Raw genomic sequence first — 23,729 nt, 5'->3', positions numbered from 1 at the left:
CGTGATACTTTGTTACCAGTACCTGACATACGGTATCAGAAACGAGGAGATCGGACTATGACAGCACGTATTGGACTTCCTGCACCTGATTTTACGATGGACACCGTGACATTTGACAACGGATTTCCCCTGCCAAAGAGCTTGGTAGACTATCGTGGAAAATGGCTTCTTTTGTTCTTTTATCCGTTTGACTTTTCGAAAGTATGCCCGACCGAAATTCTCAGCCTCAATCGCCGGATCAAGGAGTTCACGGATTTAAATGTCGAGGTGCTTGGCATTAGCGGCGACAGCATACATACACACAAAGCATGGATGAGAGCAAGTGAAGGCATCGGTCCACTCTCCTTCCCTCTCGCTTCTGACTACAGCAAAGAAGCGACCATGGCATACGGTGTGCTGGACGAAGCAACCAAAGCTCCGCTGCGCGGCAGCTTCATCATCGATCCAGAAGGCATCCTGCAATACGCAGTCATCTCCAACTCCAAGGTTGGCAGAAGCGTAGATGAAACGCTCCGTGTGATCGAAGCTCTACAATCAGGCGGACTGTGCCCAATGGACTGGAAGCCGGGACAAAACACGATCTCCTAGCCACTAGACATAAACAAAGGCCGCATGATCACTTGCACAGGATCATACGGCCTTTTTCATTTTTTAATAGGCATAAAAAAAATCAGGAAAGCAGTACCCCTAATATCGGATTGGGTTAGAAGGAAGGTGTACTATAGCCTGATTCTTTCACCATACCATTATTTATCTTCTCTGTAAATGATTATCTAGACGCGACCGGGTACGGAAACAAGTCAACCACACGCACAGTCTCCCCGCTTTCGTTGGTAAACACAACATGCTCTCTCCGAAGCTCGGTCGGGCTCTCCAAACCACATGCTGCCGCCAGCGAGAACAAGCCTTCCCTCAACTGCAAAATATAGTTCATGACACGCCACTGCTTTTCTGCTGGAACCAGCGCCTCCTGGTATTTGGAATCCGTCGTAGTGACTCCTGTCGGACATTTGCCTGTATGGCATTGCATCGCCATGATGCAGCCAGTTGCAATCATGAAGCCTCGCGCGGAGTTGACGCAATCCGCTCCCAATGCCATGGCGATCGCTACTTTGTCAGGAGTAACGAGCTTGCCGGAAGCAAAAATCCTGATGCGGTCCCGGACACCGAATTTCCGCATCGTATCATCGAGAATGATGAGCGCGGCGAACAGCGGCAAGCCCATGCCATCTGCCATTGCCTTGAACATTGCGCCTGAACCGCCCTCAGAGCCGTCAACCGTAATGAAATCCGGGTAAATGGACAGCTCCAGCATTTTCTCAAAAAAATGCTCCAAGCGCTTTGGATCGCCGACGACGATTTTTACTCCGACCGGCTTGCCTCCCGCCTCCTGCAAACTACCGATGAAACGCAAGGCTTCATCCGGATTGCTGAGGAACTCGAAGCGGTTCGGTGAATTGACTGTTTGTCCCACAGGTACCAGCCTTGCTGCTGCGACTTTTTCCGTGACCTTGGCGCCCTCGAGATGCCCTCCGCGTATTTTGGCCCCTTGATGAAATTTCAGTTCGAACGCTTTGATGTTCGGGATGCTTGCCTTTTTCTTGAATTCTTCGATGGAAAACTTGCCCTTGTCATCACGGAAACCAAACATCCCCGGCCCGATTTGCGAAATAATATCTACACCTGTAGAGAGGTGAACTTCTGCAACGCCACCCTCACCTGTATTGATCCAAGAGCCGCCTGCCATACGTGCCCCATACCCAGCGGACATGATATAGTTTTCTCCCACTGCTCCAAAGGAGGTAGCTGAAGCACCGAACATCCCTTTTAGCCGCCAGGGCTGCCTTCTGTTTTCGCCCACGACAATGACATCCTCGTCATGTAGCATCCACGGCTTAACCTCTAGTTCCTCGATTAACTTTTCTCTTCTTGTAAACAGTCCCTCATGGGTAATCTCATACTTTTTTCCAGGGACGACTTTTTCATTATCTACCCGCAGCTCACTCGTCAGCCTCGGGAACATCGCATTGGACAAATAAAAGCCGGGCTCCTCGTAATCGCGTTTTCCACCAAACGAGATCAGGTCGGTCCTGTACTTGGCCGCATAAACCATTCCGACAAAGTCAGAACGGGAGAACGGCTTCCCTTCTGTATCCGATTCAAACCAATACTGGCGAAACTCAGGCCCGAGCTTTTCCAGCAAATAACGCATCCACCCCAAAAAAGGATGGGAACGAATAATGGAGTGCTTCGGCTGTTTAGACAAGGCGTACATATAACCAAAAAATACAATGGGTGGCAGAAGAAGGATGATGATAATGACGCATAACAAAGTAGATACCACTTGTGTTTACCCTCCCCAAACACAATATTCTAGTAAATCATGTCAAGGATAGGATGCAACAAGTTCTCTGTTTTTAATCGTATTTCTCATCATCCTCCCGAATTTGCCCATCTACGATCAATTCCAGCTCCGTTTCAAAATTCAGCATGATCTCTACAGGCAGCTGCTCTGCAACCTCTACCATGTCCGGAAGAAGCAGTGCACCCTCTAGTGTATCAGGCTTCACTTCCAGCTGATCGTACCACTCGCGAATGTGATCCATCATGCGGTAAAACGAAGCCTCAAACTGATTCGCATCGTCCTCCGCGTCGTCCTCGTGGCTCTTTTTCATCCGATCCCAATATTCCAGCGTCGTACGCAGTGCTTTTTCTATGTTTGTATCCATTTATCGTCTCTCCTTTTCGTCTCTTCCTTCTCTCTGATTTAGTATGACCGCTTCGATTGTACAATGCCACCTCAGGTGTAAACCTCTCGATCCTTCCATTTTTTCATAATCGTTGCGTTTTTTGACACGTTTTATAGCCCGGTTGAGTCATACGAAAATGAAAAGAGGCTGTTATCCTAAATGTAGCTAGCAGCCGATGATCCGGCAATAAACAAGAGAGCTCTCTAGTGGAATAGGGGAGGATGCACCCTGTCATTACGATGGAACAATCGAAAATTATCTCTCCCGCTACTTTTCGTCTCCGTCATTTGTATCGTTGCTCTACAGCTGCCTATCGCAGCAAAGGCGACGCCTGCGGATACTGACTCCTTGCAGGCGATGATTGATCAAGCACGCCCTAACGATACCGTTATCATCCCGTATGGTTTGTACAAAGGTCCGATCCGCATTACCAAGCCGATTCAATTGGTAGCCAATGATCCAGTGAAGATCATCAATCCGACCGAGGAAGAGGCAACACTCACGATTGAAAGCGACAATGTGAGCGTGCAAGGAATCCATATCGTGGACAAGCGAATCAACAGTGACGTAGCCGCTCTTGTCATCCGTGGGGATCAAAACTTCCTGGAAAATGTCATCGTTGAAACGAAAGGGATCGGTATTCAATTACGGCAAGCAGACTACAACACGCTGCATAACGTTCAAGTCATCGGAAAAATCAAAGGTGATGGCAGCCCAACGACCAGTTCTGGACATAATCACGGAGCACAGCCTGAAGTAAAGCCAAAGCAAACGGAAAAAGCGAGACGAGGAAACGGAATTGACGTGCGTGAATCGGATCATAACCGTTTCATTAAAAATCAGGTGACGAATGTCGAAGATGGCTTTTATGTCGAAAATAGCGATCGAAACCATTTGGAACAAAATCTGGTGACGAGCTCGCGGTACGGCTATCATTTCATGGGCACCTCTGATACGACGGTCATCAACAACATTGGAATGGAAAATGTGACAGGCTCCCAGCTTATGGAGTCGCGCAAATTGACGGTTACCGGGAATCAATTTTTGAAACAGCAAAAAAATCCTGGTTCGCAAGGAATTCTTCTTATTACCGTACAGGATACGCTGATTGCAAACAACACGATTGAGGGGAACCGCGTTGGACTGTATTTAGAGCAATCATCCGGTATTACGGTTAAAAACAATTTACTCAGTCTCAACTTTATCGGCATGCAGTTTTTGTCCTCTTCTGACAACTTATTAACCGATAATCAATTTGTCTCCAACGTCATCCAAGCGCAAGCCCAGGATAGTCAGAACAACAACTTAAACAAAAACTACTGGGACAATCTGCAAGGACTCGATGTGAACGGGGATTCTCGCAGTGATTTACCTTACGAGATGAATCCTTTTTACCTAGGTTTGACCGATGCGGTTCCTGCCTACCAGTTGTTTTTCCAAGCCCCTGGATTTGTATTTCTGGAAGGCTTGTTTACAAGTGGGGCCGGTTCAGCAATCAAGGACGCATCTCCTTTAATGCAACCCTCGGACACCGTGCTACTTGAATCCGGGGAAACGAGCAGTTGGGGTGCAGGCATTCTTGGACTTATCTTGTTAGTAGGAAGCTGTTCCATCATTTATATAGGAGTGAGAAAATCATGAACAAAATGAAAAAATGGGGTACAACAATCGGAGCAATTCTCGGCATTAGCCTGCTTATGGTCGGCTGCGGAAGCGAAGAGCCGAAACCTGTGGATATCGCAGAAGGCGTAGACAAATGCGACCTTTGCAAAATGCATGTCCCTAACGATTACAATGCTACTGAAATCGTCTTAAAAGACGGAAAAGCACTGAAGTTCGATGATCTCGGCTGCATGAACAACTGGATGAAAGAGAATGGAACCGATAACGTGGCTGTACAATTTGTCCGCGATTACTACACAGCAGAATGGACAAAAGCAGAGAAAGCTACCTACGCTTACGACAAAGACTTCAAAACGCCAATGACATATGGCATCTACTCTTTCAAAGAGAAGTCTGCTGCAGACAGCTTCGTTCAGGAACAAAAGAAAGGTATTGTCATGAGTGCGGATGAGTTGAAAAATCATAGCTGGGAAAATAGCATGAGCAAGCACATGAACAAAGACGGTCAGTCTTCCGAAGGTCAACATCATGGCGGTCACGAAAGCAAGCCAGCCGATCACGGCAGCAATAGTACTACCCCAACCACACATAACTAACAGAGGGAGTGGAGTCTTTGCACATCAATCTGATTGCCAAACGAGAAGTGAAGGTAGGCTTTCGCAATCCATGGTCCTACTCGTTTATGGCTCTGTTCTCCCTGTTTAGTTTGGGGCTCTTGATTATCCAATCGCAGTCCTACATGAAGGGTTATACGTATACGACAGGTACCATGCTGAATCTGATTTTGTATTTGCTGCCACTGATGACAATGCTTCTCTCCTCTTTTTCCTTGACGGCGGAAAAAGAAGAGGGTAGCTGGCAGCTCCTCTCTACCTACTCCATGACGACCTTTTCGTTTTTGGTGGGGAAATATTTGGGACAAGCACTCGTGTTAGTTGCGATCGTCAGCTTCGGGTATGGGTTGTCTGGTGTAGCTGGTATGCTGTTAGGAAAAAGCTTTGCATTCTCAACACTTTTGTTTTTGCTTGCCTTTTCCATCTGTCTCATTCTTTTATTTTTGGGAATTGCCATGCTGATTGGCGCCATTAGTAAAAACCGTTGGCAGGCTTTGACGATGGGAGTCAGCATCTGGTTCTTCTATATTCTGGCATGGCCTACTCTTCTCATCTCTGTGCTCAGCTTCGTCCCTTATACATGGATCAAGCCTCTGCTTCAGCTCGCAACGTTTCTCAACCCAGCGGAGTTTGTACGAATCTTTTCCGTTGCCAGATTAGGCGGTGGCTCGATCTTTGGACCTGAATACTACAAATGGGTGTACTGGGCTGATTCTCCACTTGGTGATCTCATCTTTGTCACACTCAGTCTGCTCTGGATCAGTGCGACCTTGTTCATAGCCATCCGGGTATGGGAAAGAAGGTAATGCAATGAATACGTTAGGACTTACCATCGACCAGGTCACTAAGGAAATCAATGGGAAAACAATCGTCCACCCATTCAGTATGAACATTCCACCCGGCCAAGTCGTCGCCCTATGCGGCGGGAACGGCGCAGGGAAAAGTACGATTCTGCGGATGCTGGTCGGTATTCTCCCGCCTTCTTCGGGAACCATTCAGCTCAACGGGTTAAACTGGAACGATAATCGCGTAGAGTATCTTCAAGAAATCGGTTATATGCCGGATCACTTTACGTTTTCTGCCGGACTTACCGCGAAAGAAACGCTCGAGTTTTACGCTTCCCTGCGCAATCGCACCGCCGAAGAGGCGGATCGGCTACTGAAAATGGTGGGACTGCATGAAGTGAGAAACAAACGAGTGTCTCAGTTCTCCAAAGGCATGCAGCAGCGTCTCTTGTTTGCCCAAGCGATATTGGCAAAGCCTGCACTCGTCGTTCTCGATGAACCGACCAACGGACTCGATCCGTATTGGATGGATGCATTTGTCGATCTCGTGCGGGAAGTAAAGCTAGCGGGTCAATCCGTTCTCTTTACGACACACCAGTTGCAGGTGGCAGATGCGGTAGCGGATCGGGCAATTTTCTTGATGAATGGGAAAATCGTGCGTGATGGGTCGATAAAGGAGTACCAGCAGCAGTATGGGGCAATTGGTTTGTATGGTGCTTTTTCCGAGCTTGTGAATCAGGCAAAGGCATGAATAAAAAAACGCGGGAGATTTGATCGTTTAGATCGACTCCCGCGTTTTTGCTATTTATAGCGCCTTCGCTTCCATATAAAAGACCGATAAAAACTTTTTCACACTAATCCGGCACTTCGTCGTTTTTTCGCCCGCCTCCAGCTCTTGCATCCGTTGGCGAATTTCTTGAAAGTCAAACAGTCGTGGTGCAAAGTGTTCAAAGGTCGGGTTGGCATAGTCGGTCAACCCCAATGAGGAAAGATGCGTAAAGGCTTGCAGGACCATCCGGCGAATCCGTTGTTCCATGGCACGCACCTCTTTGGTAATTCCATGCTCATTCAGGCTGGCATGCACCTTCAGCAGAATTTGTGTGTACAGTTCCTTGAGCTGCAATTCGTGCAGCTTGTCTCCTTGCCGCTCATCCTGTACGAGCCATTCCATGATCAATAGCAGATCGGGAGCCCCCGCCTCACCTGCGATCCCTAGCTGCAACAGTAGCTTTCTCGCTTTTTGTGCCAGCATATCCTGATCGGATGACTGACTTTTCAAGCCGCTGGTATGTGGTTCTTTTGCTTTGACATCCAAGATTTGCAAGGATTTGCGGATGGTTTGCAGAGAGGCTTCCAGCGTCAAGTAATCCGATACCCGCTTTAGCACAGCCATGACTTCAAGGCGGTTGATCGGCTTTTGAATAAAGGTATCAATTCCTTGCAAATAAGCCTCCCCGATCATTTCCTTGTTCTCCACCTGTGACACCATAATGAAGCGGCCCGCGAAGCCATCTGCCTGCAACTTTTTGATTGTTTGGATGCCATCGAGTCCCGGCATCAACAAGTCGATCAAAATGACATCGACCCCATACAGTAGATCAATCGAAACGTGACTGCCGTCGCTGGCTTGTCCTACAATTTCACCCAACCCGCTGTCTTGAATAATCCGTTCGAGCATGCGGCGCACTACGGCATCATCTTCAATTAAAAAGAAACGTATCATTGCTTACACTCCCTCCTTTCCGAGCAATTGGTCAGTCGGAATTTGCACTTCTAAGTGTGTCATTTGCTTTTGATCAGGTAAAATACGTAAGCTTCCTTGTAGGCTTTGGACAATTCCTCGGGCATGCGTCAGTCCAATTCCGGTAGATGCATTTCCCTTTTCATCGTATTTCGTCGTATACCCGGGCTGAAACACCCATTCCTGCTCTTCCAGCGGGATTCCCGGACCACTGTCAAGTACACTGAACACCAGATGACGATGAATCAGCTTCACATTCAGCTCAATCCGTCCCGACATGGGAATCGCCTCTACTGCATTGGCTACCAGGTTATTTAGCACGGAGAGCAGCGCATAGATTTGGCTGGTAGACAGGTTGATGTGACAGCTCCACTCGATTTGAATATCCTTACCCAACATCTCTGCGTACTTCTGATTCGCCCGAGCAACCAGCTCACACAGCTCTTTGATCGGCAGCTGTGGTGCTAGTCCCTCCTGATTGATTAGCTTGGAAATCCCCGCCAGCATCCGCTGCGAATCTTTTTTTACTTCATGTACATTCTCGGCAATCGCCAAGGCCGTCGGGGATTCCGCATGCTCCGAGGTGAGCAGACGCCTGTAGAGCTGGTAGCTCTCACGCGTGATTTCCTCCAAATGCGTCATTGATTTGCGCAAGTAAAAGGCTTCCTCATACAGCTCCGTATTGATCATCCGCAGACGCTCCAGCTCTTGCTGACGCACCTCTCCCACTGCCCGCAACTGCCTGATCGAAAAGCTGTTGTACAAACCAACAGCAAAAAAGCTACGCAAGACCCCAAAGAAGAGAAGCATCAAAAAGCTCTGCCAAGTGATCGGCGGAAAATCAGTGAAATACTGTCGTACTTGGATCTCTACCACATTGGAGATGAAATCAATAGATGCACCTATCAGCCCTAACCATAGAGGAAACTCGCGATACCTTCGCGCACGGAGCAAATAAAACAGAACCGTAAAGCTGAAATAGTAAAAGGCGGAGGGAAGATGAGCAGCCACACTCTCCATGTATGGACGGTACGCAAAAAAGACATCCATACCGACGCGAAATCCGAAGATAAACGTCCCTGTAAAAAAACCCGTCAGCAATACAGGTACGGACGAAAACCACAGCAATCCGAAAAAGAAAGCAGCGATGCCCAAGGAAAAACGAAAAGACCCTCCTACGGGGTTTACCTTCATCTCTCCAAAAAAAGCAGTTGCCAGCATGATAATAAACAGGATCAAAAGGCGTTCTCGCATAGCTGCTCCTTTCACACGGAAAAAGATCTCCTATTCTTATTTTACTAAGAATCGGAGATCTGCAAAGATAAAACGCTTACGCATGCTTATTTTCCAGTCGCTTGGAGACGACTGACAGCGCGTAGTTGACGACAAAGTACATCACTGCCACCATCAAGAAGGTCGGAATAACATAGTTAACATTGCGTCCGTTGATGATTTGCGCATGGTTCATCAGCTCTGGCAAAGCGATTACGACAGCCAGCGATGTATCCTTCAAGAGCGAAATGAATTGGCTCACAATCGGCGGAACCATCCTTCTGAGAGCCTGTGGAAGGACAACATGCCACAGTGTCTGGACATAATTCAGACCTGAGGAACGTGCAGCTTCAATCTGTCCTTTTTCGACCGAAGTTAAACCGCTTCGCACGATTTCCGATAACATCGCTGCTTCGAAAATAACCAACGCCAGAACAGCTGCCCAAAACTTGTCCAGCTTGATTCCCACTTCCGGGAGAGCAAAATACGTAAAGAAAATAATCAACAAGAGCGGCAAATTGCGAATCAGCTCTACGATTGTCCCGAGAACTTGTGAGACTCCAGGAATTTTTGCGTAACGCAAAACCCCTACGATAATCGCAATCGTAAAGCTGAAGACAATTGACAAGAAAGCGACCTGCAAAGTGACCAAAAAGCCTTCGAGCAGGAAGGTCAAATGACTGGGCGCATATGCTCCGGTAAAGTCCATGATGTCCCCTCCTCCTTAGCGGCTTCCAGCCAAGCGTCGCTCCAAATAACTGACGAACGCGCTCAACGGAAGGGTCAGAATCAGATAGAAAACAGCTACAAAGATGTACACATCAAAGGTAACAAACGTATCAGCGGAAATCAGATCTCCATAGTACATCAGGTCAAGACCTGCAATCACACCTAATACCGAGGAGTTTTTTACGAGATTGATAAACTGGTTGCCCATCGGCGGGATCACGACCTTGATCGCTTGTGGCAAAATGATATAGCGCATCGTTTGTCCGTACGTCAATCCCGAGGAACGAGCGGCTTCTGTCTGTCCTTTTGGAATCGCCTGAATGCCTGCACGTATCGTCTCCGCGATAAATGCTGCGGTATACACTGTCAAACCAAGCGTACCTGCAATAAAAGGCTCCAGTATGATACCAATGGCCGGCAAGCCCACAAAAAAGAGGAAAACAACGAGAATCAACGGGATATTACGCACAAACTCGATGTATGCCGTAGCGATCCACTTGAGTGGTCGAATGGGAGAAATCCGAAAGATCGCAAAGAGCGTCCCCAGTACAAAGCTCCCAACGAGAGCAAGCAGGCTCGCCTGCAAGGTGTTCCAAAAGCCTTTGAGATACATATCCATGTGATCAAACAAGATAGAAAAATCGATCATCTCTTATGCGATCCTCCTTGTGTGCAAAATTCTGTTAGGAATATAAGGGAATGAGCGGCAGAGTAAACCGCTCATTCTTTATGGAGTCGAACCGCATTATTTTTTAGGTTTTGTTCCGATCCATTTTTCGTAAATCTTGTCGTATTCACCGTTTTCTTTCATTTCTTTCAGCAGATCGTTCACGGTTTTCACGAATTCAGCGTCACCCTTGCTGATTGCAATACCGTATGGCTCTTCCGTGAAGGTCTCTTCTGTTACACGGTAGTTCGGATCTTGCTTCGCCATGCCGTACAGGAGAGCGTTATCAGTTGTCAGCGCGTCACCTTGACCAGCTTTGAGTGCTGTGAAGGCTTCCGCGTAGTTTTCGAATTCCAGTACTTCTACGTCAGGAGCACTCGCTCTGATGTTTTTCGCAGAAGTAGAACCTTTTGCGGTCACGATTTTCATGCCTTTTTGCATGTCTTTCAGACCGTTGATTGGGCTGTCCTTTTTCACCAAGAAAGATTGACCTGCCAGGAAGTACACATCAGAGAAGTCTACTTCTTTTTTACGGTCTTCTGTAATGGTCATCGTTGCGATGATCGCGTCAATTTCTCCGTTTTTCAGCATCGGAATACGCGTTTTGGAGGTTACTTCCTTCAGCTCAATTTTGTTTTCGTCCCCGAGTACTTTCTTTGCGATCGCTTTCGCAATATCGATATCGAAGCCTTCTACATTTCCGGTTGCCGGGTCTTTCAAGCCGAACAAATTCAGGTCGTACTTCACTCCGACTACGAATTTGTCTCTTTCTTTGATTTTTGCCAATGTGCCTGTACCTGCTGCAGCTGGTGTACCTTTTGCGCCGCCTTCTGTTGTACTACCCCCACCACAGCCTGCCAACGCAGTTGCGCTCAGCATCAGAACGAGACCCATACCTGCTACCTTTTTCCACAGCTTGTTTGCTTTCATCTGAATACCCCTTTTCTCTATCATTTTCTTTTTTTAGTGATTCAAAATCCGACTCAAGAACAAACGCGCACGTTCTTCACGCGGACTTGCGAAAAACTCCTCTGGTGTCGAATCTTCGAGAATCGTGCCCTGATCCATAAACACGATGCGATCTGCGACTTCGCGGGCGAAGCCCATTTCATGCGTCACGACCACCATCGTCATGCCTTCCTTCGCCAGCTTCTTCATGACATCGAGCACTTCTCCGATTGTCTCGGGGTCCAGTGCAGAGGTCGGTTCGTCAAACAGCATGATTTTTGGTCGCATGGCCAGTCCACGCGCAATTGCTACGCGTTGCTGTTGACCGCCAGATAGTTGCGTTGGGAACATTTCCGCCTTTTCCGGAATCCCTACCTTTTCCAAATAGTAGAGAGCTGTTTCTTCGGCTTCCTTCTGCGATACGCCCAGTACCTTGGTTGGTGCCAGCGTAATGTTTTGCAGTACGGTCTTATGCGGGTATAGATTGAAGTGCTGGAACACCATGCCGATGTCCCGACGCAGCTTGTTGATATCGGTGTTTTTACCGTTCACTTTCACCCCGTCTACCACTAGCTCTCCGTCTGTAACCGTTTCCAATCTGTTGATGCAACGAACCATCGTGCTTTTACCCGATCCTGACGGGCCAATGACCACGACGACTTCTCCCTGGTTGATATGCAGGTTGATGTTCTTGAGGACATGAAAGCTTCCGTAATGTTTATTTACTTGATGAAAACTAATCAACCTTAAATCCCCCTTGCTCTATGTCTTATTTTGTATACTAATGTCGAACTACTCAAAACTACTGAAAAAGACAAAGAAAAGTTTTTCTGTTTAAAATTTTCTAATAACACACAATAAAAAAACGAAGTGAACCTCCCAGGCAAATGGGAGCCAATATATTATGTAAGACCTGAATGGAGGCCGGCCTATGAAAGAGGAAAATGTAAAGCCTTGGCTCTTCCGGATGCGCCAAGGAGAGGAAGAAGCTTTTCAAGAAGTCTATCGAGCAACTCGCACGTACGCCTACAATCTGATCTATTTTCTGGCGCCACACAAACAGGATGTAGACGACATGATGAGTGAAGTGTACGTGGAGTTGATTCGAAGCATTGACAGGTACGATGTGGAGCAGCCCTTTATCCCATGGTTCAACGGCTTGATTGTGCGGCAGGTTCGCAACTGGAATCGGAGCATTTGGCGAAGGTTCCGCCTGCTGGAGCGGGTAAAGGAAAAAGGCTACGAAGCACCTGTTGCAGGTATGGAGGATAAGCTGGGGGCGATCAGTGATGAGCTGGAAGTCATTCCTGCCGTAGAGAAATTATCCTTCAAGCTCAAGGAAATCGTCGTACTGCGTTACTATCAGAACTGTTCCTTGGAGGAAATTGCTGCGATTCTTCAAATCCCGCTCGGAACGGTGAAATCGAGACATCACTTGGCAATGAAAAAGTTGAGAGAGCATTTTGAGCATCGAATCAATCCTGAGGAGGCATCTTTTCATGTTCATTGAAAAAAAGCTGAGAAATGAGTATGAGTTGGCAGCAGGGAAGGTCCACATTGATCCTGCATTGGATAGCAAAATCGAACGATTAGCCAAAAAGGAGTTCGCTGGCAAGCCGCGTTTGCACAAAGGGATGCGCTTTCGTCCAAAGCTGGTACATGTTGCAGCAGCGTTCGCCCTGACTACTGGTTTTGGTTATGCGACACACAGCTTGTTGTACAAAATTGATGAAGGCTCTGTCCAAATGGAAGTTCAAGCACGTAAGGATTTTACATTGACACAAATAACCCCTAAAGAAATCCGTCTGGAATTGGCAAGCGTTGAGAACAAACTGGCAACAGGCGAGACTGCCCTTGTCTACTTCGCAGCGCTTGAAAAAGAGAAGCACCCTCTCTTTCAACAAAACCCCATGATTGGCATCGAAAAGCCGGATGTGGTGAAAGATTGGAAAGCATGGACTGCCGTCCTCAGTGAAGAAGCTTCTCTCTCACATGCCTTGCCACACCAGCTTCCTGACAGCTTTTCCTTCCTTGAAGGCAAACAGGGTACTCCCTACGGTGTCATGATGGGTCAAGAAGGACAGCAGTGGCTGCATGAGCTTCAAGAAGAAAGCAAGGAAACAGGTAAAAATGTCGTATGGAAAGTCGTTCCACAAGCGACTTCTCCTATCCAAGCGTATACCAGTCTGTATGAGAACGAGCAAAAAGAACGTATCTTTGTTACGGTCGAGAAATTCCCGAAAGAACAGCTAGATGTACAATTGAGCACACCAGAAACAACGAAATACGACGCAGTAACTGTCAGCGGAAAAAAAGCGCATTACACGAAAAACGACCAGTTCTTGTTTAGTGAATCCGGTCAGTATCAAGAGCTGTCTTGGTTGGATCAAGATGGAGAGCAACCGATCATGTATCGTATAGCTACCGATTCGCCAACCGTTTCCAAAGAAATGCTGGTCCAGGCTGCAAAAGCAAGCCAGCAGTAACAATATGAAAAGCCAGCCCTCTCTTGCTTTGTATCTGCAAAAGAGGACTGGCTGCTTTTTTGTTTCGTCATAAGGGATTATCCCCGCAGGCGAGCTTCCCTCTGCTACCCCCACTCAAACCGGGGCCAGACAGCATTCGCATAAACCTTGTTGTTTTGTAAAACAGTAAGCATCGAGACACTTATTTTCACATAGGAAAGTGGCTGAAAATCTCTTTGTTATAAACTGGAAGTAGAGGAGAGTAAAAATGACTCGATTTTTAATCAAGACTGCTGTTAACGGCATTATTGTCGTCGCCTGTTTATGGTTGTTTACAAATGCAACCTGGACATCCGCTATTTTAACAGCACTCGGCTTGACCGTCATTGCTTATCTGATTGGCGATCAATTGATATTGCGTGCAACCAATAATGTTACGGCCACGATTGCAGATGCAGTGATCGCTGCTATTTACTTATGGGCAGTTGCCAGATGGATGAATTGGCCACTAAGTTTTGGCGAGTTGATCATTACGGTAGCCCTTTTAGGTGTGGCTGAATTTGTGTACCATCGCTTTTTGGGAATATACGATCATAATCGTATCAAGAAAGAACCCGGAAAATAATTCTCCTCTTCCTAAAGCGGATAGATCCCGTCCCCCTTGTAAACCTTATCTTTGGGTTACATTACAAAGTTAGGAGAACCCGAATGGATATCAAAACTCTACTGAGTACTGGGAGGACATTAATGGGCATTTTATCAGGCAATCCGCAAAATGAACCGATGCATTATGGCGAGGTTTCTGGAGTATGGATGTATCTGTCAACGACAAAGGGCTTGCTCGCGGGTTATCAAACAGCACTCAACCATACTGGTGATCATGATCTGAAAGGCTTCCTCGAAGACATTACGCGAAGCATGAAACAAGAAGTGGAACAGCTGGATGAATTGCTCAAAGTGAATGGCATTGGGTTGCCACCTACCCCACCGGATCGACCGGTAGCGAATCTGGAAAGTATTCCAGCCGGTGCCCGTATGAATGACCCTGAGATCGCTGCCGGTGTTTCAAGAGACATTGCTGCCGGATTGGTTGCCTGCAGTCAAATCATGGCACAATCCATCCGAGAAGATATCGGAATGCTTTTTGGTCAATACCATGTTGCAAAAGCTCAATTTGGCCTCAGATTGCTCCGCATTTCAAAAAAAAAAGGCTGGTTGGTTCCGCCGCCTCTTCATATACAAACTCCAGAACTTGTCCATGCCTAAACAGGAGGATAAGCACTGCCTGATTGGTAGTGCTTATCGTTTTTTATCTATGTTCGCCTGAGAGAAATTAGGCCGTTAACGGGTAGCTTGCTCGTACAATTTCTGAGCGAACTCCTCCATCAATTCCCGCTTGGCCAACAGCTTAACCATTCGTTGAGGCAAGCCCTCTACTCCATAAAAAGCACCTGCCAATTGACCGTAGACAGCTCCCGTCGTATCCGCATCATCCCCGAGATTTACCGCTAGGAAGAGGCCTTCTTCGAAAGAACTACTGGAATAAAATGCCCAAAGCGCCGCTTCAAGCGAATCGACGACATACCCCGACCCTTTGATCTCTTTTTTCGTTTTCCGTTTATAGGAACCATTTGCGACTCGGGCGATATCAGGATCAAGCGGTTGCTTTTCCCATACACCGGCTAGTGGAGAAAACGAATCAGTGAGCAACTCCTCTTTCGAAATACCCTGTAGAGCCCCCAGAAGTAATGCCCCGAGAAAACGACAGCCATCTACTGCCTTTGCCGTCGCGTGTGTGGTGCGAGAACTTTGCGCACAGTAATCAATGGCGAGCTCTGGTTGTTTGGCATAATAGAGTGCGACTGGTGCTAGCCTCATAATCGAGCCATTCCCTGCCGACATCGGATGATCCGATCCGCTGAATGGATTTTTTGTCTGCTCAAAACGCCACAGCGCTTCTTTGGTGATATTCCCGATATCGAAGCAGTGATCCTTGCAGCTCATATAACCCTCTCGAAACCAGGCTACATATCGGTTCATCTGATCAACCGGATCGAAGCCGTTCTGTGTAATCAAGCTCTCAGCCAGGCACAACGCCATCGACGTATCATCCGTCCATTCTCCCGGCTTTAAATCGAACGGTCCTCCGCCGACCATTTCTGTAAGTGGCTGGAAGGTATCCGGTTTGCGAAATTCTAAAGTAGTGCCGAGTGCATCTCCAACGGCTAATCCTAGCAAACTCCCAGCATAGCGGTCACGCAGTTCCACGCCTATCCACACCTTTTTTCAGAATTATCTGTTCATATCAAACGAAGCATCTGGCAATAACATTTTGACCGACAAATTGTTCGCTCAATTCATCTGTCGCTACCTTTTCTTCTGTGTTCGCAAGCGTGATAATCTGCGGCAAAACCAGCTTGTAACGGTCCTCCATCACGGTTTCAAGAACGTACTGTTCCACTTCGTCCCACAAAAGAATTCCTGCTAAAATTCTGGTCTCCACACAGATCCCCTCCATTTTTTTCTCTTTTGAATATGTACGAAAGACGGGTACAATGACCCGCCTTCTAGTGCCTTACATAATGTGTAATGTGTATACTTACTGCTCTTTTTTCAGGCGTGCATCCAGAACAAAGTTGCCGAATGGCAGTAATGAAGCGATAAAAGCCCCGATCACTTTCAAGAAGGACCACTTATTGGTTATTGTAACATGTGCCAGCGCCAAAATATACAGGACAAAAAACAATCCATGAAGCGAACCGGCAATTTTAACTGCAGCCGGGTAATCCATAAAATACTTAAGCGGCATAGCAATCCCGAGAAGTACCAAATACGAGACGCCTTCGATCAGGCCGATGAGACGGAAGCGTCCGAGGGCAGATTTCATCATGTGCGGGTACCATCCTTGCCATTGAAATTACCACTATTATAAACGAAAAACTATCATAATGTTGAAAATAGTCCAATGTTCATAATAAATTCAAAATCAACGGCCCCACGCTTCTTCTCGGATGCGTTCCATCCAGCGCATCTCTGCGTGCAAATGCTCAACGGCACCGATTAGAATCGCTCGTGCTCCCCAGCTAAGCCTCTCTCTTTTTTCCTCCTGGATCGATTCCAACAATCCAGCTAACCGTCTTACTTCCTGGATATTAACTTCCAAGGCCTCATCCATTTTTTGTGGATCACCATACGAAGCAAAAGTCAGAGCCGCGTAGATCGGATTGGTCAGCTGCATCGGTTTTTGCAGTTCTTCCAAGAGAAGCTGTTGGAATTGCTCTTCGCCTTTTGGCGTGATCCCATACATCTTCTTATCTGGGCGGTTAGTCTCACGAATGACTTCTTTGACCTCAATCATCCCGCTCTTTTCCAGTTGGTCGAAGGCATAGTAGAGGGAGCCCTTGGCATATTTCATGTAACAATCCATTCCCCTTGCCTTCACCTGCTGCTGAACCTCATAGGGATGCTTCTCCCCTTCCATCAGCAATCCCAGAACAAGCAATTTTAGACTCATGACGATTCTCCTCTATCCGCGTTCCGGTTTCGGTGCGGTAGGCGATTTCCCCAATGCCCGATCATTTCCCATCAGCAAAATGCATACGAGAGCAAGTACAGCAGGAACGAGCGCCCACATAAACGTATTCGCAATCGAAGAAGCAAGAATATCAATCATTTTATCCAAAATAGGAGCCGGAATGGATTCGCGCGCTTCTGGTGTCAAAATCGCTCGTGGGTCTGTAATGGCATTCGTCATCCCTTGACCCCCGAAGGCAGAGAACAAGCCGTTTTCAAACGAGTTACGTTGCAAGATCCCAAATACGGTGATCCCCAATGTCATCCCCAATGAACGGGAGAAAGAGTTCGTCGAGCTGGCCGATCCTCTTTGACGCATATCAAAGCCATGAATTGCTGAAATTCCCAAGGTGGAGAAAGAGAAGCCCACGCCAAACCCTGCAATCACCATATAAAGTGTAACGATTGAACGAGAAATCTCAGGCGTCAGTGTACTCAAAAGAAAAATACCTGGGATGAAAAAGACTGCGGACAGAAGCATAATATTACGGAAGCTGGTCTTCGTCGTCAGAAATCCACCTAGCTGGCTACCAGCAACCGAGCCGAGCATCATCGGTGTCAACAGTAGTCCGGCATTCGTCGCTGACCCGCCATAGACCCCTTGGATAAAAATCGGCAGGTAAACTGTAGAGATAATGAAAGCAGCTCCATACAACAATGCAACCGCATTTGTCGTGGCAAATAACCGCTTCTTGAACATGGAGAATGAAATAATTGGATCAGATGCCCGCTTCTCGACAAATAGGAAAATCACAAACAACAAGAAAAAGGAAGAGAACAATCCAATAATCTGCATCGAATTCCACGCGTATTGATTGCCACCCAGCTCAAGTGCAAACATCAGACTCACTACCGCCCCGACCAGCGTAATCGCTCCCCACCAGTCAATGCTCTGCTTGCGGTATTCCAGCGATTCCTTGTAATACATCGAGATCAACCAGAGGGAAACAGCACCAATCGGTACATTAATGTAAAAGATCCAATGCCAGCTGACATATTCGGTAATATACGCACCGAGCAAAGGTCCCAATACGCTGGACGTACCGAATACAGCTCCGAAAAGTCCCGTCATCTTACCACGCTTCTCTGGCGGGAATACGTCAAAAATAATCGTGAAGGCAATCGGCATCAGCGCTCCGCCACCAATCCCTTGAATCGCCCGATAAATGCTCAACTCAACGATGCTGTTTGCCGTCCCACATAAAATAGACCCTAACAAAAATACGATGAGACCAAATACGTAAAAACGTTTTCGCCCATACATATCGGAGAGTTTACCGAATATCGGCATCCCCGCCATCGTAGCGACCATATACGCTGATGTCACCCAAACAAACTTATCCATGCCGCCCATCTCACCGACAATCGTACCCATAGCCGTCGCGACAATGGTATTGTCCATGGAAGCCATCAGGAGACCTAGCAGTAGCCCCGCTAACACCATATTCACTTTACTTTCTCTTGCAATCATTGCTTCGCCCTCCTGGGTGGTTAAATCAAAGTACTATACGTTATTATATTCAAATTTGACTACATATCAAAAAAAAATGCTCCTTTTTCTCGGAGCATTTTTTTCGGTTTATTATCGCCCGAACGGTGACGGGCTAAAGGGGGATGGCTGCTGGGCTTGATTGCCCTTCCACATTTTATACGCCGCTTCCGACATCGGTTCTACAGTCGGCTTGATCTCTCCAGTGAATGGATTCTTGTTATAGGGCAGGTTAAACGTCCGTGTCCCGTCGCTCTTACGCATCAAAGAACCATCCGACAGCTCCACCCAACTACTTCCTGGTCCTCCATCGTCTACGACATAGAGGCCGTTATCATCCCAAGCCGGATACGTTGGCACATTTTTTACCGGAGGGCGCGTAGTCTGTTTCTTGACTGGTTTTGTTGAGGTTTTCGTCTTTTGTGTTTTCTTCTTCTTCGGTGTGCTCGTTTTAGCAACTGCTACCGCTTTTGTTTTTGGCTTCCCTTCGCTTTGTTTTTGCGCAGACGCTGGGGTAGGTGCTGATACAGCTACAGGCTTTTCAACCGGATAGGCGGAAACGTTAGCAGCGCGCGGGCCTTGATTAGCCAAATCCATAGCAGGCTTGGCAGTACCTGCTTTTTGTGAGACAGATGCTGTTTTTGTATCCGTTCGTCCATCTGTTTTTACCGCGTGAATTAATGTCGGCCACAAATAGGCGTTAAAGCCTAGTAAAGCGACCATCGAAGCAATACCTACGATTTTTTTCATAATAAGGGCTCCTATGACTGAATGATTAGGAAATAGAGTAATGACTTCTGGCCTATATCAAAATTTTAGTCGATTGGAAGAAAAAAGAAAACACCTTACATAAACAAACTCCTTCTCATGTTGGTTTTGAGAAGGAGTTCGTTTTGCAGGAGTTTCTCTCACCTGGATTTTACTTTCCCTCATTCAAACATCTAAGCGATATCCATATCGCGGAATCGTCGTGATTTGCTGCCCGTAGTGCCGAAGCTTTTTCCTTAATCGATACACGAGCGCATTGACTTCCACCTGTCCGACTTCTGGGACGTTACCCTCATACAGCATTCGTTCTGGCCAAACGGTCAACATAATTTCTTCAAAACTAACGGCCTTGTTCGCCTTTTGGTAGAGAAGCTTCAGCAAATCCATGTCTTTTCCGGTTAAAGGAAGTCTTGTTCCGTCGATACGAACTTCTCGTCTCTCCAAATGAATTTCCAAACCTGGCAAAAGCGACGCATTCTTCGGCTGCGTGAAAGGGAGCTCTACCGTATCATCCAGTCTATTGACCTCTCGTAAAAAGACGAGCTCAGCTACCCCTTTTGACAAGCTTATTTGATCCCCGTGACAAAGAATGTGAGAGGAGTAATGAAGCGGGGTCCCGTTTACCTCTGTGCCATGCTTGCTTTCCAAATCGATAATTTTGTAATCGTTCCCGATCCTTTGAAAGGCTGCATGCATTCTCGAAATGTACGGACTGGAAAAGGTAATGTCCAGTTGAAAACTAGTCCCCCTTCGCCCGATTGTACAGCGATCCTTCGTGAGATATTTGCGCGTGGCAACTTGGCTAGGGTCCCCTTTTTTTACAAGTAAGTATGCACCATTATCTATCATCTGGTGATCACCTCACGTGTTGATCGATTACGGTTTTGCAGCCGTCAGTGCGTCAACAACAATCTTGGTAGCTTCAGCAATGAGCGCATCATCATAAGTAGCGTCCTGCTTATCTCTGCTAGACAGCACGGCAATGACAATCGGCTTTTTATTCGGTGGCCATATGATCCCTATATCGTTTCGCGTTCCGTAGCTCGCCGCTCCCGTCTTATCTCCGACCTTCCAGTCTTTGGGGACACCCGCTCGAATCAGCTTGGCTCCCGTCGTGTTGCCTTGCAGCCACTCGATAAGAATCTTCTGCTTGTCAGACGACAGCGCATTCCCTACCGTATAGGCTCGGAGGCTCGTTGCAAGTGCTTTCGGTGTGCTTGTATCGCGGGTATCTTCTGGCTTAGCCTCATTCAATTCCGTCTCATAGCGCTCGGATTTCGTAACACCATCACCAATCTGTCTCAGAGCTGATTCAAAGCCTTTCGGGCCACCCAATTCTTTGAACAACAGATTTCCGGCTGTGTTGTCGCTATAGCGAACTGCGGCGTCTGCAACCTCGCGAAGAGTCATCCCGGTCGCTACGTGTTTTTCTGTGATCGGTGAATAAGTAACGAGGTCGTCCTTGGTGTAGGTGATGACTTTGTCGAGCTCTTCCAATGGTTTCTGATGCAAGACTGCACCTGCGGCTAAAGCCTTGTACGTAGAAGCAAAAGCGAATCGTTCATCTTCGCGATAAGCAACTGCCAAATCTGTTTCGGTGTCGATCGCATATACGCCGAGCCTCGCACCAAACTGTTTTTCCAGTGCAGCGAACTTTATATCCATTGCAGATGCGGGCGTTTCCGTTTTTGCGACAGGCGTTTCAGCAGAAGAGCAACCAGCAAGCGTGAGAAGCGTGAGAAATATTGTTTTCGCTGTGAATCCAAACAGTCTCGATGTGTAAACTTTCATGGATGACAAACCTCTTTCTTGGAAAATTAGTTGAAATACTACATATGTAATACCGTACTACATTTGTAATCAATTGAATTCACAACAATATTACACGCGTAATCAACTAGTGTCAATCTCCTTTTTCTTGCAAAGCTTTTGAAAAAAAAGACGCCCTTTCAAGCAAATTGGATAACCGGAAATGGCTTTTCCAAGTCAGCTTGAAAGGGCGCGCTTTATTTTTGGTGAGGATCGGTCGATGATTGTTTCGCATCCAATATGGAACGCAGCTCCTGAATCTCCTCGTCCGATAAGGATTCCTTCTGAATGAACTGAACAAGCATTGATTTTAGAGCCCCGCTGTAAATCCGCTGTAGAAATGACTGTGCCTCAGCATGCTGGCATTCGTTTTGGGAGTACAACGGATAAAATGTATAGACTCTTTGGTTTTGATTGACGCCAACAGCATTTTTTTGAACCAAACGATTCAAAAGAGTGCGTACTGTTTTTGGGTTCCAATCTGTTTGACCTTGCAAGGAGGAAATGATTTCGTTGGCCGTCAGCGGCGATTTTTCCCATAGTACGTTCATGACTCGCCATTCCGCTTCAGAAATACTTGGCATGGATGTAGACACTGAAGTCTCCCCCTTTCGAAAATAATGACTGTAGGCGCAAAAGCTAGTAGAGACCTTTGGCTTTCAAAATAGACAAGGTTATTTCTGCTGCTTTAGGTCCATTCGCGTCGTCTTCGTTTTGTATATTGGTAGCAAAGAAGTAGGTGCCTTCCTCGTTCTCTACATACCCGACAAACCAACCGTTGACATCTTTTTGATTGACGGTGCCCGTACCTGTTTTCCCGGAAAGAATCGAGCCCGCCTTTTTCGATAACCGGATAGAGTCTTTCACTGTCTGGATATTGTTTTCTTGAAAGCCAAACTCATTCGTATAGAACGCTTTTAGTAATTGTACCTGCTCCACCGGAGAAATCTTCAAGGAAGATTCTATCCAATATTCGCCGATTCCACCAGATGTATTGGAGTTCCCGTAGTTCAATTGTTCTAGAAAAGCTTGAATCATATCCGGGGAGATGTTCTTATCCATCTCTTTGAAATACCAGGTCGTGGAGTTTCGCATCGCTGTAAATAGATCTTGATCCCGGTTCCACTGCTCATATGGATAGTGGATTCCATCCCATTTTAGCAGGGAATCTTCTCTCGAAATCACACCGGTCTCCAAACCAAACAAGGAAAGAAAAACCTTGTAGGTAGAGTTGGGTGAAACTCGTTGTGTACTTCCTGCCTCGTTATATATCCGATACTGGTCTGCTTTCAAATCATATAAGACAAAACTACCTTCAAAGCCTCGGAAATAGTTGTCCAAATCCTCGTAAATGGTTCGATCATCTTGAAAATGATAGCGGCTGCGATCGTCAGCTAAAGCGGAGCCAACAAGAACCTGACTGGCAACCAATACGACCACCATGGAAAAAATAACTGTGCTTTTCAACTGCAACAGCTTTGATTCTGCCTTGTGGGACGCGATTTTCTCGATTCGTTTTTTAACTGCCTTCTTGGAACCGTTTAGCTGATTGGCAAAAACGACATTCCCGACTCCACTTTCTTGATCCAAAAACTTAATGATGGTATGACCATATTCCAAGTAATTTCGCTTGTCTAAAAAGTTCAATACAGCTACATCACAAGCAATTTCACGGTCCACCCTCATTTCCCGAAAAGCCAGCCAAACCAATGGATGGAACCAATATAAAAGCTGATACACGACGGTCACATAGTTCATGAAGATATCATGGTTTTTTTGGTGCATCAGTTCATGCAAAAAGATATACTTCATTTCGTTGATCGACAGCCATTCATCAAAATGACTGGGAACGACAACATACGTCTTAAAAACGCCAAACGTCATCGGAGATTTGACCTGATTGGATTCAGCTAGCACGATATGCCGCGTTATTTTAACATCCTTCTTGCATTGTTCAAACAGATCGATGACTTCTTGATTGGTGATCACAGATGCTGTCCGCTTGATCTGCTGGATTTTTAACCAGGCTGATATCGTGATGGAAGCACAAATGATCATCCCGACTACCCATATGCTGACGAAAATCGTCGAAAGGGAGTCTGGTGTATAACGACTTACAGACAACGATAAATCCTGTACCCAATTCGCATTTTCAAACGTAGGAGCTTGTGCAGCGAACGTCGAACTGCCAGCTTCATTACGCTGTATCATCCCTGAAGCAAAAATATCTCCAAAATCAAAAAAGGATTTCGGGATGAAAACTGGCGTCAAAGAAACCAACAAGAGAAACCACAAATTGTACTTCCATTTAGCTGACAAGTGGGAGCGAAATACTTTTCGAATCAAGAAAATTAGCGTGATCGTGCAGGAAGAAACGATCACGCTTATCACCACATGATTGACAAACATGCTTCCTGTCTCCCTCCTTACTTATCCAGGATAATCTAGATAAAAATAGAATCCGTATCAATTCTGAGCAGCAGGAACGCTCTGCAA

The 23,729-nt window shown here is 46.7% G+C and carries 27 protein-coding genes; 9 read left to right on the top strand and 18 right to left on the bottom strand.

The window, feature by feature from the left end; translation table 11 throughout:
• Nucleotides 1-57 precede the first annotated feature (57 nt).
• Nucleotides 58-588 carry a peroxiredoxin gene (locus tag BBR47_RS06520; protein ID WP_012684957.1) on the top strand — a complete coding sequence of 177 codons (531 nt, stop codon included), beginning with the start codon at nt 58-60 and terminating at the stop codon, nt 586-588.
• 181 nt (nt 589-769) lie between these two features.
• Here BBR47_RS06520 and BBR47_RS06515 read toward each other — a convergent pair whose 3' ends face one another.
• Both BBR47_RS06515 and BBR47_RS06510 read right to left on the bottom strand, forming a co-directional pair.
• A complete protein-coding gene (locus BBR47_RS06515; RefSeq protein WP_012684956.1) occupies nt 770-2,344 on the bottom strand; it encodes an FMN-binding glutamate synthase family protein in 1,575 nt (524 codons plus the stop codon).
• Nucleotides 2,345-2,417: 73 nt separating this feature from the next.
• Nucleotides 2,418-2,729: a hypothetical protein gene (locus BBR47_RS06510; protein ID WP_012684955.1), complete on the bottom strand. Its 312-nt coding sequence runs from the start codon at nt 2,727-2,729 to the stop codon at nt 2,418-2,420.
• A 369-nt stretch (nt 2,730-3,098) separates the two neighbouring features.
• Here BBR47_RS06510 and BBR47_RS06505 point away from each other — a divergent pair, with 369 nt between their 5' ends.
• From BBR47_RS06505 to BBR47_RS06490, 4 genes are read left to right on the top strand one after another with little or no spacing between them, the layout of a single operon-like run.
• Complete coding sequence (locus BBR47_RS06505; RefSeq protein WP_012684953.1) at nt 3,099-4,391, top strand: right-handed parallel beta-helix repeat-containing protein; 1,293 nt, start codon at nt 3,099-3,101, stop codon at nt 4,389-4,391.
• Nucleotides 4,388-4,969, top strand: coding sequence for a nitrous oxide reductase accessory protein NosL (locus BBR47_RS06500; protein ID WP_041749285.1), 582 nt, complete (start codon nt 4,388-4,390; stop codon nt 4,967-4,969). Before BBR47_RS06505 ends, BBR47_RS06500 begins: the two co-directional genes overlap by 4 nt.
• A gap of 17 nt (nt 4,970-4,986) precedes the next feature.
• Entirely contained in the window at nt 4,987-5,793 is an 807-nt protein-coding gene (locus BBR47_RS06495; protein ID WP_012684951.1) for an ABC transporter permease, read from the top strand.
• Nucleotides 5,794-5,797: 4 nt separating this feature from the next.
• Nucleotides 5,798-6,523, top strand: a complete 726-nt coding sequence (locus tag BBR47_RS06490) for an ABC transporter ATP-binding protein (RefSeq protein WP_012684950.1) — start codon at nt 5,798-5,800, stop codon at nt 6,521-6,523.
• 54 nt (nt 6,524-6,577) lie between these two features.
• On the opposite strand, the gene BBR47_RS06485 is transcribed toward BBR47_RS06490, so the two are convergent.
• The 6 genes from BBR47_RS06485 to BBR47_RS06460 all read right to left on the bottom strand — a co-directional run bounded on the left by BBR47_RS06485 (nt 6,578) and on the right by BBR47_RS06460 (nt 11,873).
• The gene (locus BBR47_RS06485; RefSeq protein ID WP_012684949.1) at nt 6,578-7,495 is read right to left on the bottom strand and encodes a response regulator; all 918 of its coding nucleotides are present in this window, start codon (nt 7,493-7,495) and stop codon (nt 6,578-6,580) included.
• A gap of 3 nt (nt 7,496-7,498) precedes the next feature.
• Nucleotides 7,499-8,767: a sensor histidine kinase gene (locus BBR47_RS06480; RefSeq protein WP_041749792.1), complete on the bottom strand. Its 1,269-nt coding sequence runs from the start codon at nt 8,765-8,767 to the stop codon at nt 7,499-7,501.
• Nucleotides 8,768-8,843: 76 nt separating this feature from the next.
• Entirely contained in the window at nt 8,844-9,494 is a 651-nt protein-coding gene (locus tag BBR47_RS06475) for an amino acid ABC transporter permease (RefSeq protein WP_012684947.1), read from the bottom strand.
• Between the two features lie 15 nt (nt 9,495-9,509).
• Nucleotides 9,510-10,163 (bottom strand): amino acid ABC transporter permease, encoded by a 654-nt coding sequence (locus BBR47_RS06470; RefSeq protein WP_012684946.1) that lies wholly within the window; start codon nt 10,161-10,163, stop codon nt 9,510-9,512.
• Between the two features lie 96 nt (nt 10,164-10,259).
• Complete coding sequence (locus tag BBR47_RS06465; RefSeq protein WP_012684945.1) at nt 10,260-11,111, bottom strand: transporter substrate-binding domain-containing protein; 852 nt, start codon at nt 11,109-11,111, stop codon at nt 10,260-10,262.
• A gap of 33 nt (nt 11,112-11,144) precedes the next feature.
• Nucleotides 11,145-11,873, bottom strand: coding sequence for an amino acid ABC transporter ATP-binding protein (locus BBR47_RS06460; RefSeq protein WP_012684944.1), 729 nt, complete (start codon nt 11,871-11,873; stop codon nt 11,145-11,147).
• Nucleotides 11,874-12,060: 187 nt separating this feature from the next.
• Between BBR47_RS06460 and BBR47_RS06455 the strand changes: the two genes are divergently transcribed.
• The 4 genes from BBR47_RS06455 (at nt 12,061) to BBR47_RS06440 (ending at nt 14,860) form a co-directional block, all read left to right on the top strand.
• Entirely contained in the window at nt 12,061-12,639 is a 579-nt protein-coding gene (locus BBR47_RS06455; RefSeq protein WP_012684943.1) for a sigma-70 family RNA polymerase sigma factor, read from the top strand.
• The gene (locus BBR47_RS06450) at nt 12,629-13,615 is read left to right on the top strand and encodes a hypothetical protein (protein ID WP_012684942.1); all 987 of its coding nucleotides are present in this window, start codon (nt 12,629-12,631) and stop codon (nt 13,613-13,615) included. Before BBR47_RS06455 ends, BBR47_RS06450 begins: the two co-directional genes overlap by 11 nt.
• A gap of 247 nt (nt 13,616-13,862) precedes the next feature.
• Nucleotides 13,863-14,219 (top strand): DUF2512 family protein, encoded by a 357-nt coding sequence (locus BBR47_RS06445; RefSeq protein ID WP_012684941.1) that lies wholly within the window; start codon nt 13,863-13,865, stop codon nt 14,217-14,219.
• 122 nt (nt 14,220-14,341) lie between these two features.
• The gene (locus BBR47_RS06440) at nt 14,342-14,860 is read left to right on the top strand and encodes a DUF3231 family protein (protein WP_012684940.1); all 519 of its coding nucleotides are present in this window, start codon (nt 14,342-14,344) and stop codon (nt 14,858-14,860) included.
• A gap of 75 nt (nt 14,861-14,935) precedes the next feature.
• On the opposite strand, the gene BBR47_RS06435 is transcribed toward BBR47_RS06440, so the two are convergent.
• From BBR47_RS06435 to BBR47_RS06390, 10 genes are all read right to left on the bottom strand, one after another.
• Nucleotides 14,936-15,862 (bottom strand): ADP-ribosylglycohydrolase family protein, encoded by a 927-nt coding sequence (locus tag BBR47_RS06435; RefSeq protein ID WP_012684939.1) that lies wholly within the window; start codon nt 15,860-15,862, stop codon nt 14,936-14,938.
• Between the two features lie 37 nt (nt 15,863-15,899).
• On the bottom strand, nt 15,900-16,097 hold the full coding sequence (locus BBR47_RS06430; RefSeq protein WP_231850565.1) for a hypothetical protein: 198 nt from the start codon (nt 16,095-16,097) through the stop codon (nt 15,900-15,902).
• Nucleotides 16,098-16,193: 96 nt separating this feature from the next.
• A complete protein-coding gene (locus tag BBR47_RS06425; RefSeq protein WP_012684937.1) occupies nt 16,194-16,484 on the bottom strand; it encodes a DUF3817 domain-containing protein in 291 nt (96 codons plus the stop codon).
• Nucleotides 16,485-16,580: 96 nt separating this feature from the next.
• Nucleotides 16,581-17,108, bottom strand: coding sequence for a PadR family transcriptional regulator (locus tag BBR47_RS06420; RefSeq protein WP_012684936.1), 528 nt, complete (start codon nt 17,106-17,108; stop codon nt 16,581-16,583).
• Nucleotides 17,109-17,120: 12 nt separating this feature from the next.
• A complete protein-coding gene (locus BBR47_RS06415) occupies nt 17,121-18,638 on the bottom strand; it encodes an MDR family MFS transporter (RefSeq protein ID WP_012684935.1) in 1,518 nt (505 codons plus the stop codon).
• 111 nt (nt 18,639-18,749) lie between these two features.
• Complete coding sequence (locus BBR47_RS06410; protein WP_012684934.1) at nt 18,750-19,406, bottom strand: hypothetical protein; 657 nt, start codon at nt 19,404-19,406, stop codon at nt 18,750-18,752.
• Between the two features lie 183 nt (nt 19,407-19,589).
• Nucleotides 19,590-20,273 (bottom strand): FHA domain-containing protein, encoded by a 684-nt coding sequence (locus tag BBR47_RS06405; protein ID WP_012684933.1) that lies wholly within the window; start codon nt 20,271-20,273, stop codon nt 19,590-19,592.
• Between the two features lie 27 nt (nt 20,274-20,300).
• Nucleotides 20,301-21,215: a BBI family class A beta-lactamase gene (gene blaBBI / locus BBR47_RS06400; protein WP_012684932.1), complete on the bottom strand. Its 915-nt coding sequence runs from the start codon at nt 21,213-21,215 to the stop codon at nt 20,301-20,303.
• A 215-nt stretch (nt 21,216-21,430) separates the two neighbouring features.
• The gene (blaI, locus tag BBR47_RS06395) at nt 21,431-21,829 is read right to left on the bottom strand and encodes a penicillinase repressor BlaI (protein ID WP_012684931.1); all 399 of its coding nucleotides are present in this window, start codon (nt 21,827-21,829) and stop codon (nt 21,431-21,433) included.
• Between the two features lie 43 nt (nt 21,830-21,872).
• Nucleotides 21,873-23,642 (bottom strand): BlaR1 family beta-lactam sensor/signal transducer, encoded by a 1,770-nt coding sequence (locus tag BBR47_RS06390; protein ID WP_012684930.1) that lies wholly within the window; start codon nt 23,640-23,642, stop codon nt 21,873-21,875.
• Between the last annotated feature and the right edge of the window lie 87 nt (nt 23,643-23,729).

Origin of the sequence: Brevibacillus brevis NBRC 100599 (genome assembly GCF_000010165.1) — a bacterium.
In the GTDB taxonomy this organism is placed as follows: domain Bacteria; phylum Bacillota; class Bacilli; order Brevibacillales; family Brevibacillaceae; genus Brevibacillus; species Brevibacillus brevis_D.
The sequence above is the reverse complement of the archived record's forward strand: the minus strand, read 5'-3'. Positions and strand labels throughout refer to the sequence as shown.

Bases quoted from the DNA above. Each gene is read 5' to 3' on its own strand.
- BBR47_RS06520 (WP_012684957.1), top strand. From the start codon at position 58: ATGACAGCACGTATTGGACTTCCTGCACCTGATTTTACGATGGACACC.
- BBR47_RS06510 (WP_012684955.1), bottom strand. From the start codon at position 2,729: ATGGATACAAACATAGAAAAAGCACTGCGTACGACGCTGGAATATTGG.
- BBR47_RS06500 (WP_041749285.1), top strand. From the start codon at position 4,388: ATGAACAAAATGAAAAAATGGGGTACAACAATCGGAGCAATTCTCGGC.
- BBR47_RS06490 (WP_012684950.1), top strand. From the start codon at position 5,798: ATGAATACGTTAGGACTTACCATCGACCAGGTCACTAAGGAAATCAAT.
- BBR47_RS06485 (WP_012684949.1), bottom strand. From the start codon at position 7,495: ATGATACGTTTCTTTTTAATTGAAGATGATGCCGTAGTGCGCCGCATG.
- BBR47_RS06480 (WP_041749792.1), bottom strand. From the start codon at position 8,767: ATGCGAGAACGCCTTTTGATCCTGTTTATTATCATGCTGGCAACTGCT.
- BBR47_RS06475 (WP_012684947.1), bottom strand. From the start codon at position 9,494: ATGGACTTTACCGGAGCATATGCGCCCAGTCATTTGACCTTCCTGCTC.
- BBR47_RS06470 (WP_012684946.1), bottom strand. From the start codon at position 10,163: ATGATCGATTTTTCTATCTTGTTTGATCACATGGATATGTATCTCAAA.
- BBR47_RS06465 (WP_012684945.1), bottom strand. From the start codon at position 11,111: ATGAAAGCAAACAAGCTGTGGAAAAAGGTAGCAGGTATGGGTCTCGTT.
- BBR47_RS06455 (WP_012684943.1), top strand. From the start codon at position 12,061: ATGAAAGAGGAAAATGTAAAGCCTTGGCTCTTCCGGATGCGCCAAGGA.
- BBR47_RS06450 (WP_012684942.1), top strand. From the start codon at position 12,629: ATGTTCATTGAAAAAAAGCTGAGAAATGAGTATGAGTTGGCAGCAGGG.
- BBR47_RS06445 (WP_012684941.1), top strand. From the start codon at position 13,863: ATGACTCGATTTTTAATCAAGACTGCTGTTAACGGCATTATTGTCGTC.
- BBR47_RS06440 (WP_012684940.1), top strand. From the start codon at position 14,342: ATGGGCATTTTATCAGGCAATCCGCAAAATGAACCGATGCATTATGGC.
- BBR47_RS06425 (WP_012684937.1), bottom strand. From the start codon at position 16,484: ATGATGAAATCTGCCCTCGGACGCTTCCGTCTCATCGGCCTGATCGAA.
- BBR47_RS06420 (WP_012684936.1), bottom strand. From the start codon at position 17,108: ATGAGTCTAAAATTGCTTGTTCTGGGATTGCTGATGGAAGGGGAGAAG.
- BBR47_RS06415 (WP_012684935.1), bottom strand. From the start codon at position 18,638: ATGATTGCAAGAGAAAGTAAAGTGAATATGGTGTTAGCGGGGCTACTG.
- BBR47_RS06410 (WP_012684934.1), bottom strand. From the start codon at position 19,406: ATGAAAAAAATCGTAGGTATTGCTTCGATGGTCGCTTTACTAGGCTTT.
- BBR47_RS06405 (WP_012684933.1), bottom strand. From the start codon at position 20,273: ATGATAGATAATGGTGCATACTTACTTGTAAAAAAAGGGGACCCTAGC.
- blaBBI (WP_012684932.1), bottom strand. From the start codon at position 21,215: ATGAAAGTTTACACATCGAGACTGTTTGGATTCACAGCGAAAACAATA.
- BBR47_RS06390 (WP_012684930.1), bottom strand. From the start codon at position 23,642: ATGTTTGTCAATCATGTGGTGATAAGCGTGATCGTTTCTTCCTGCACG.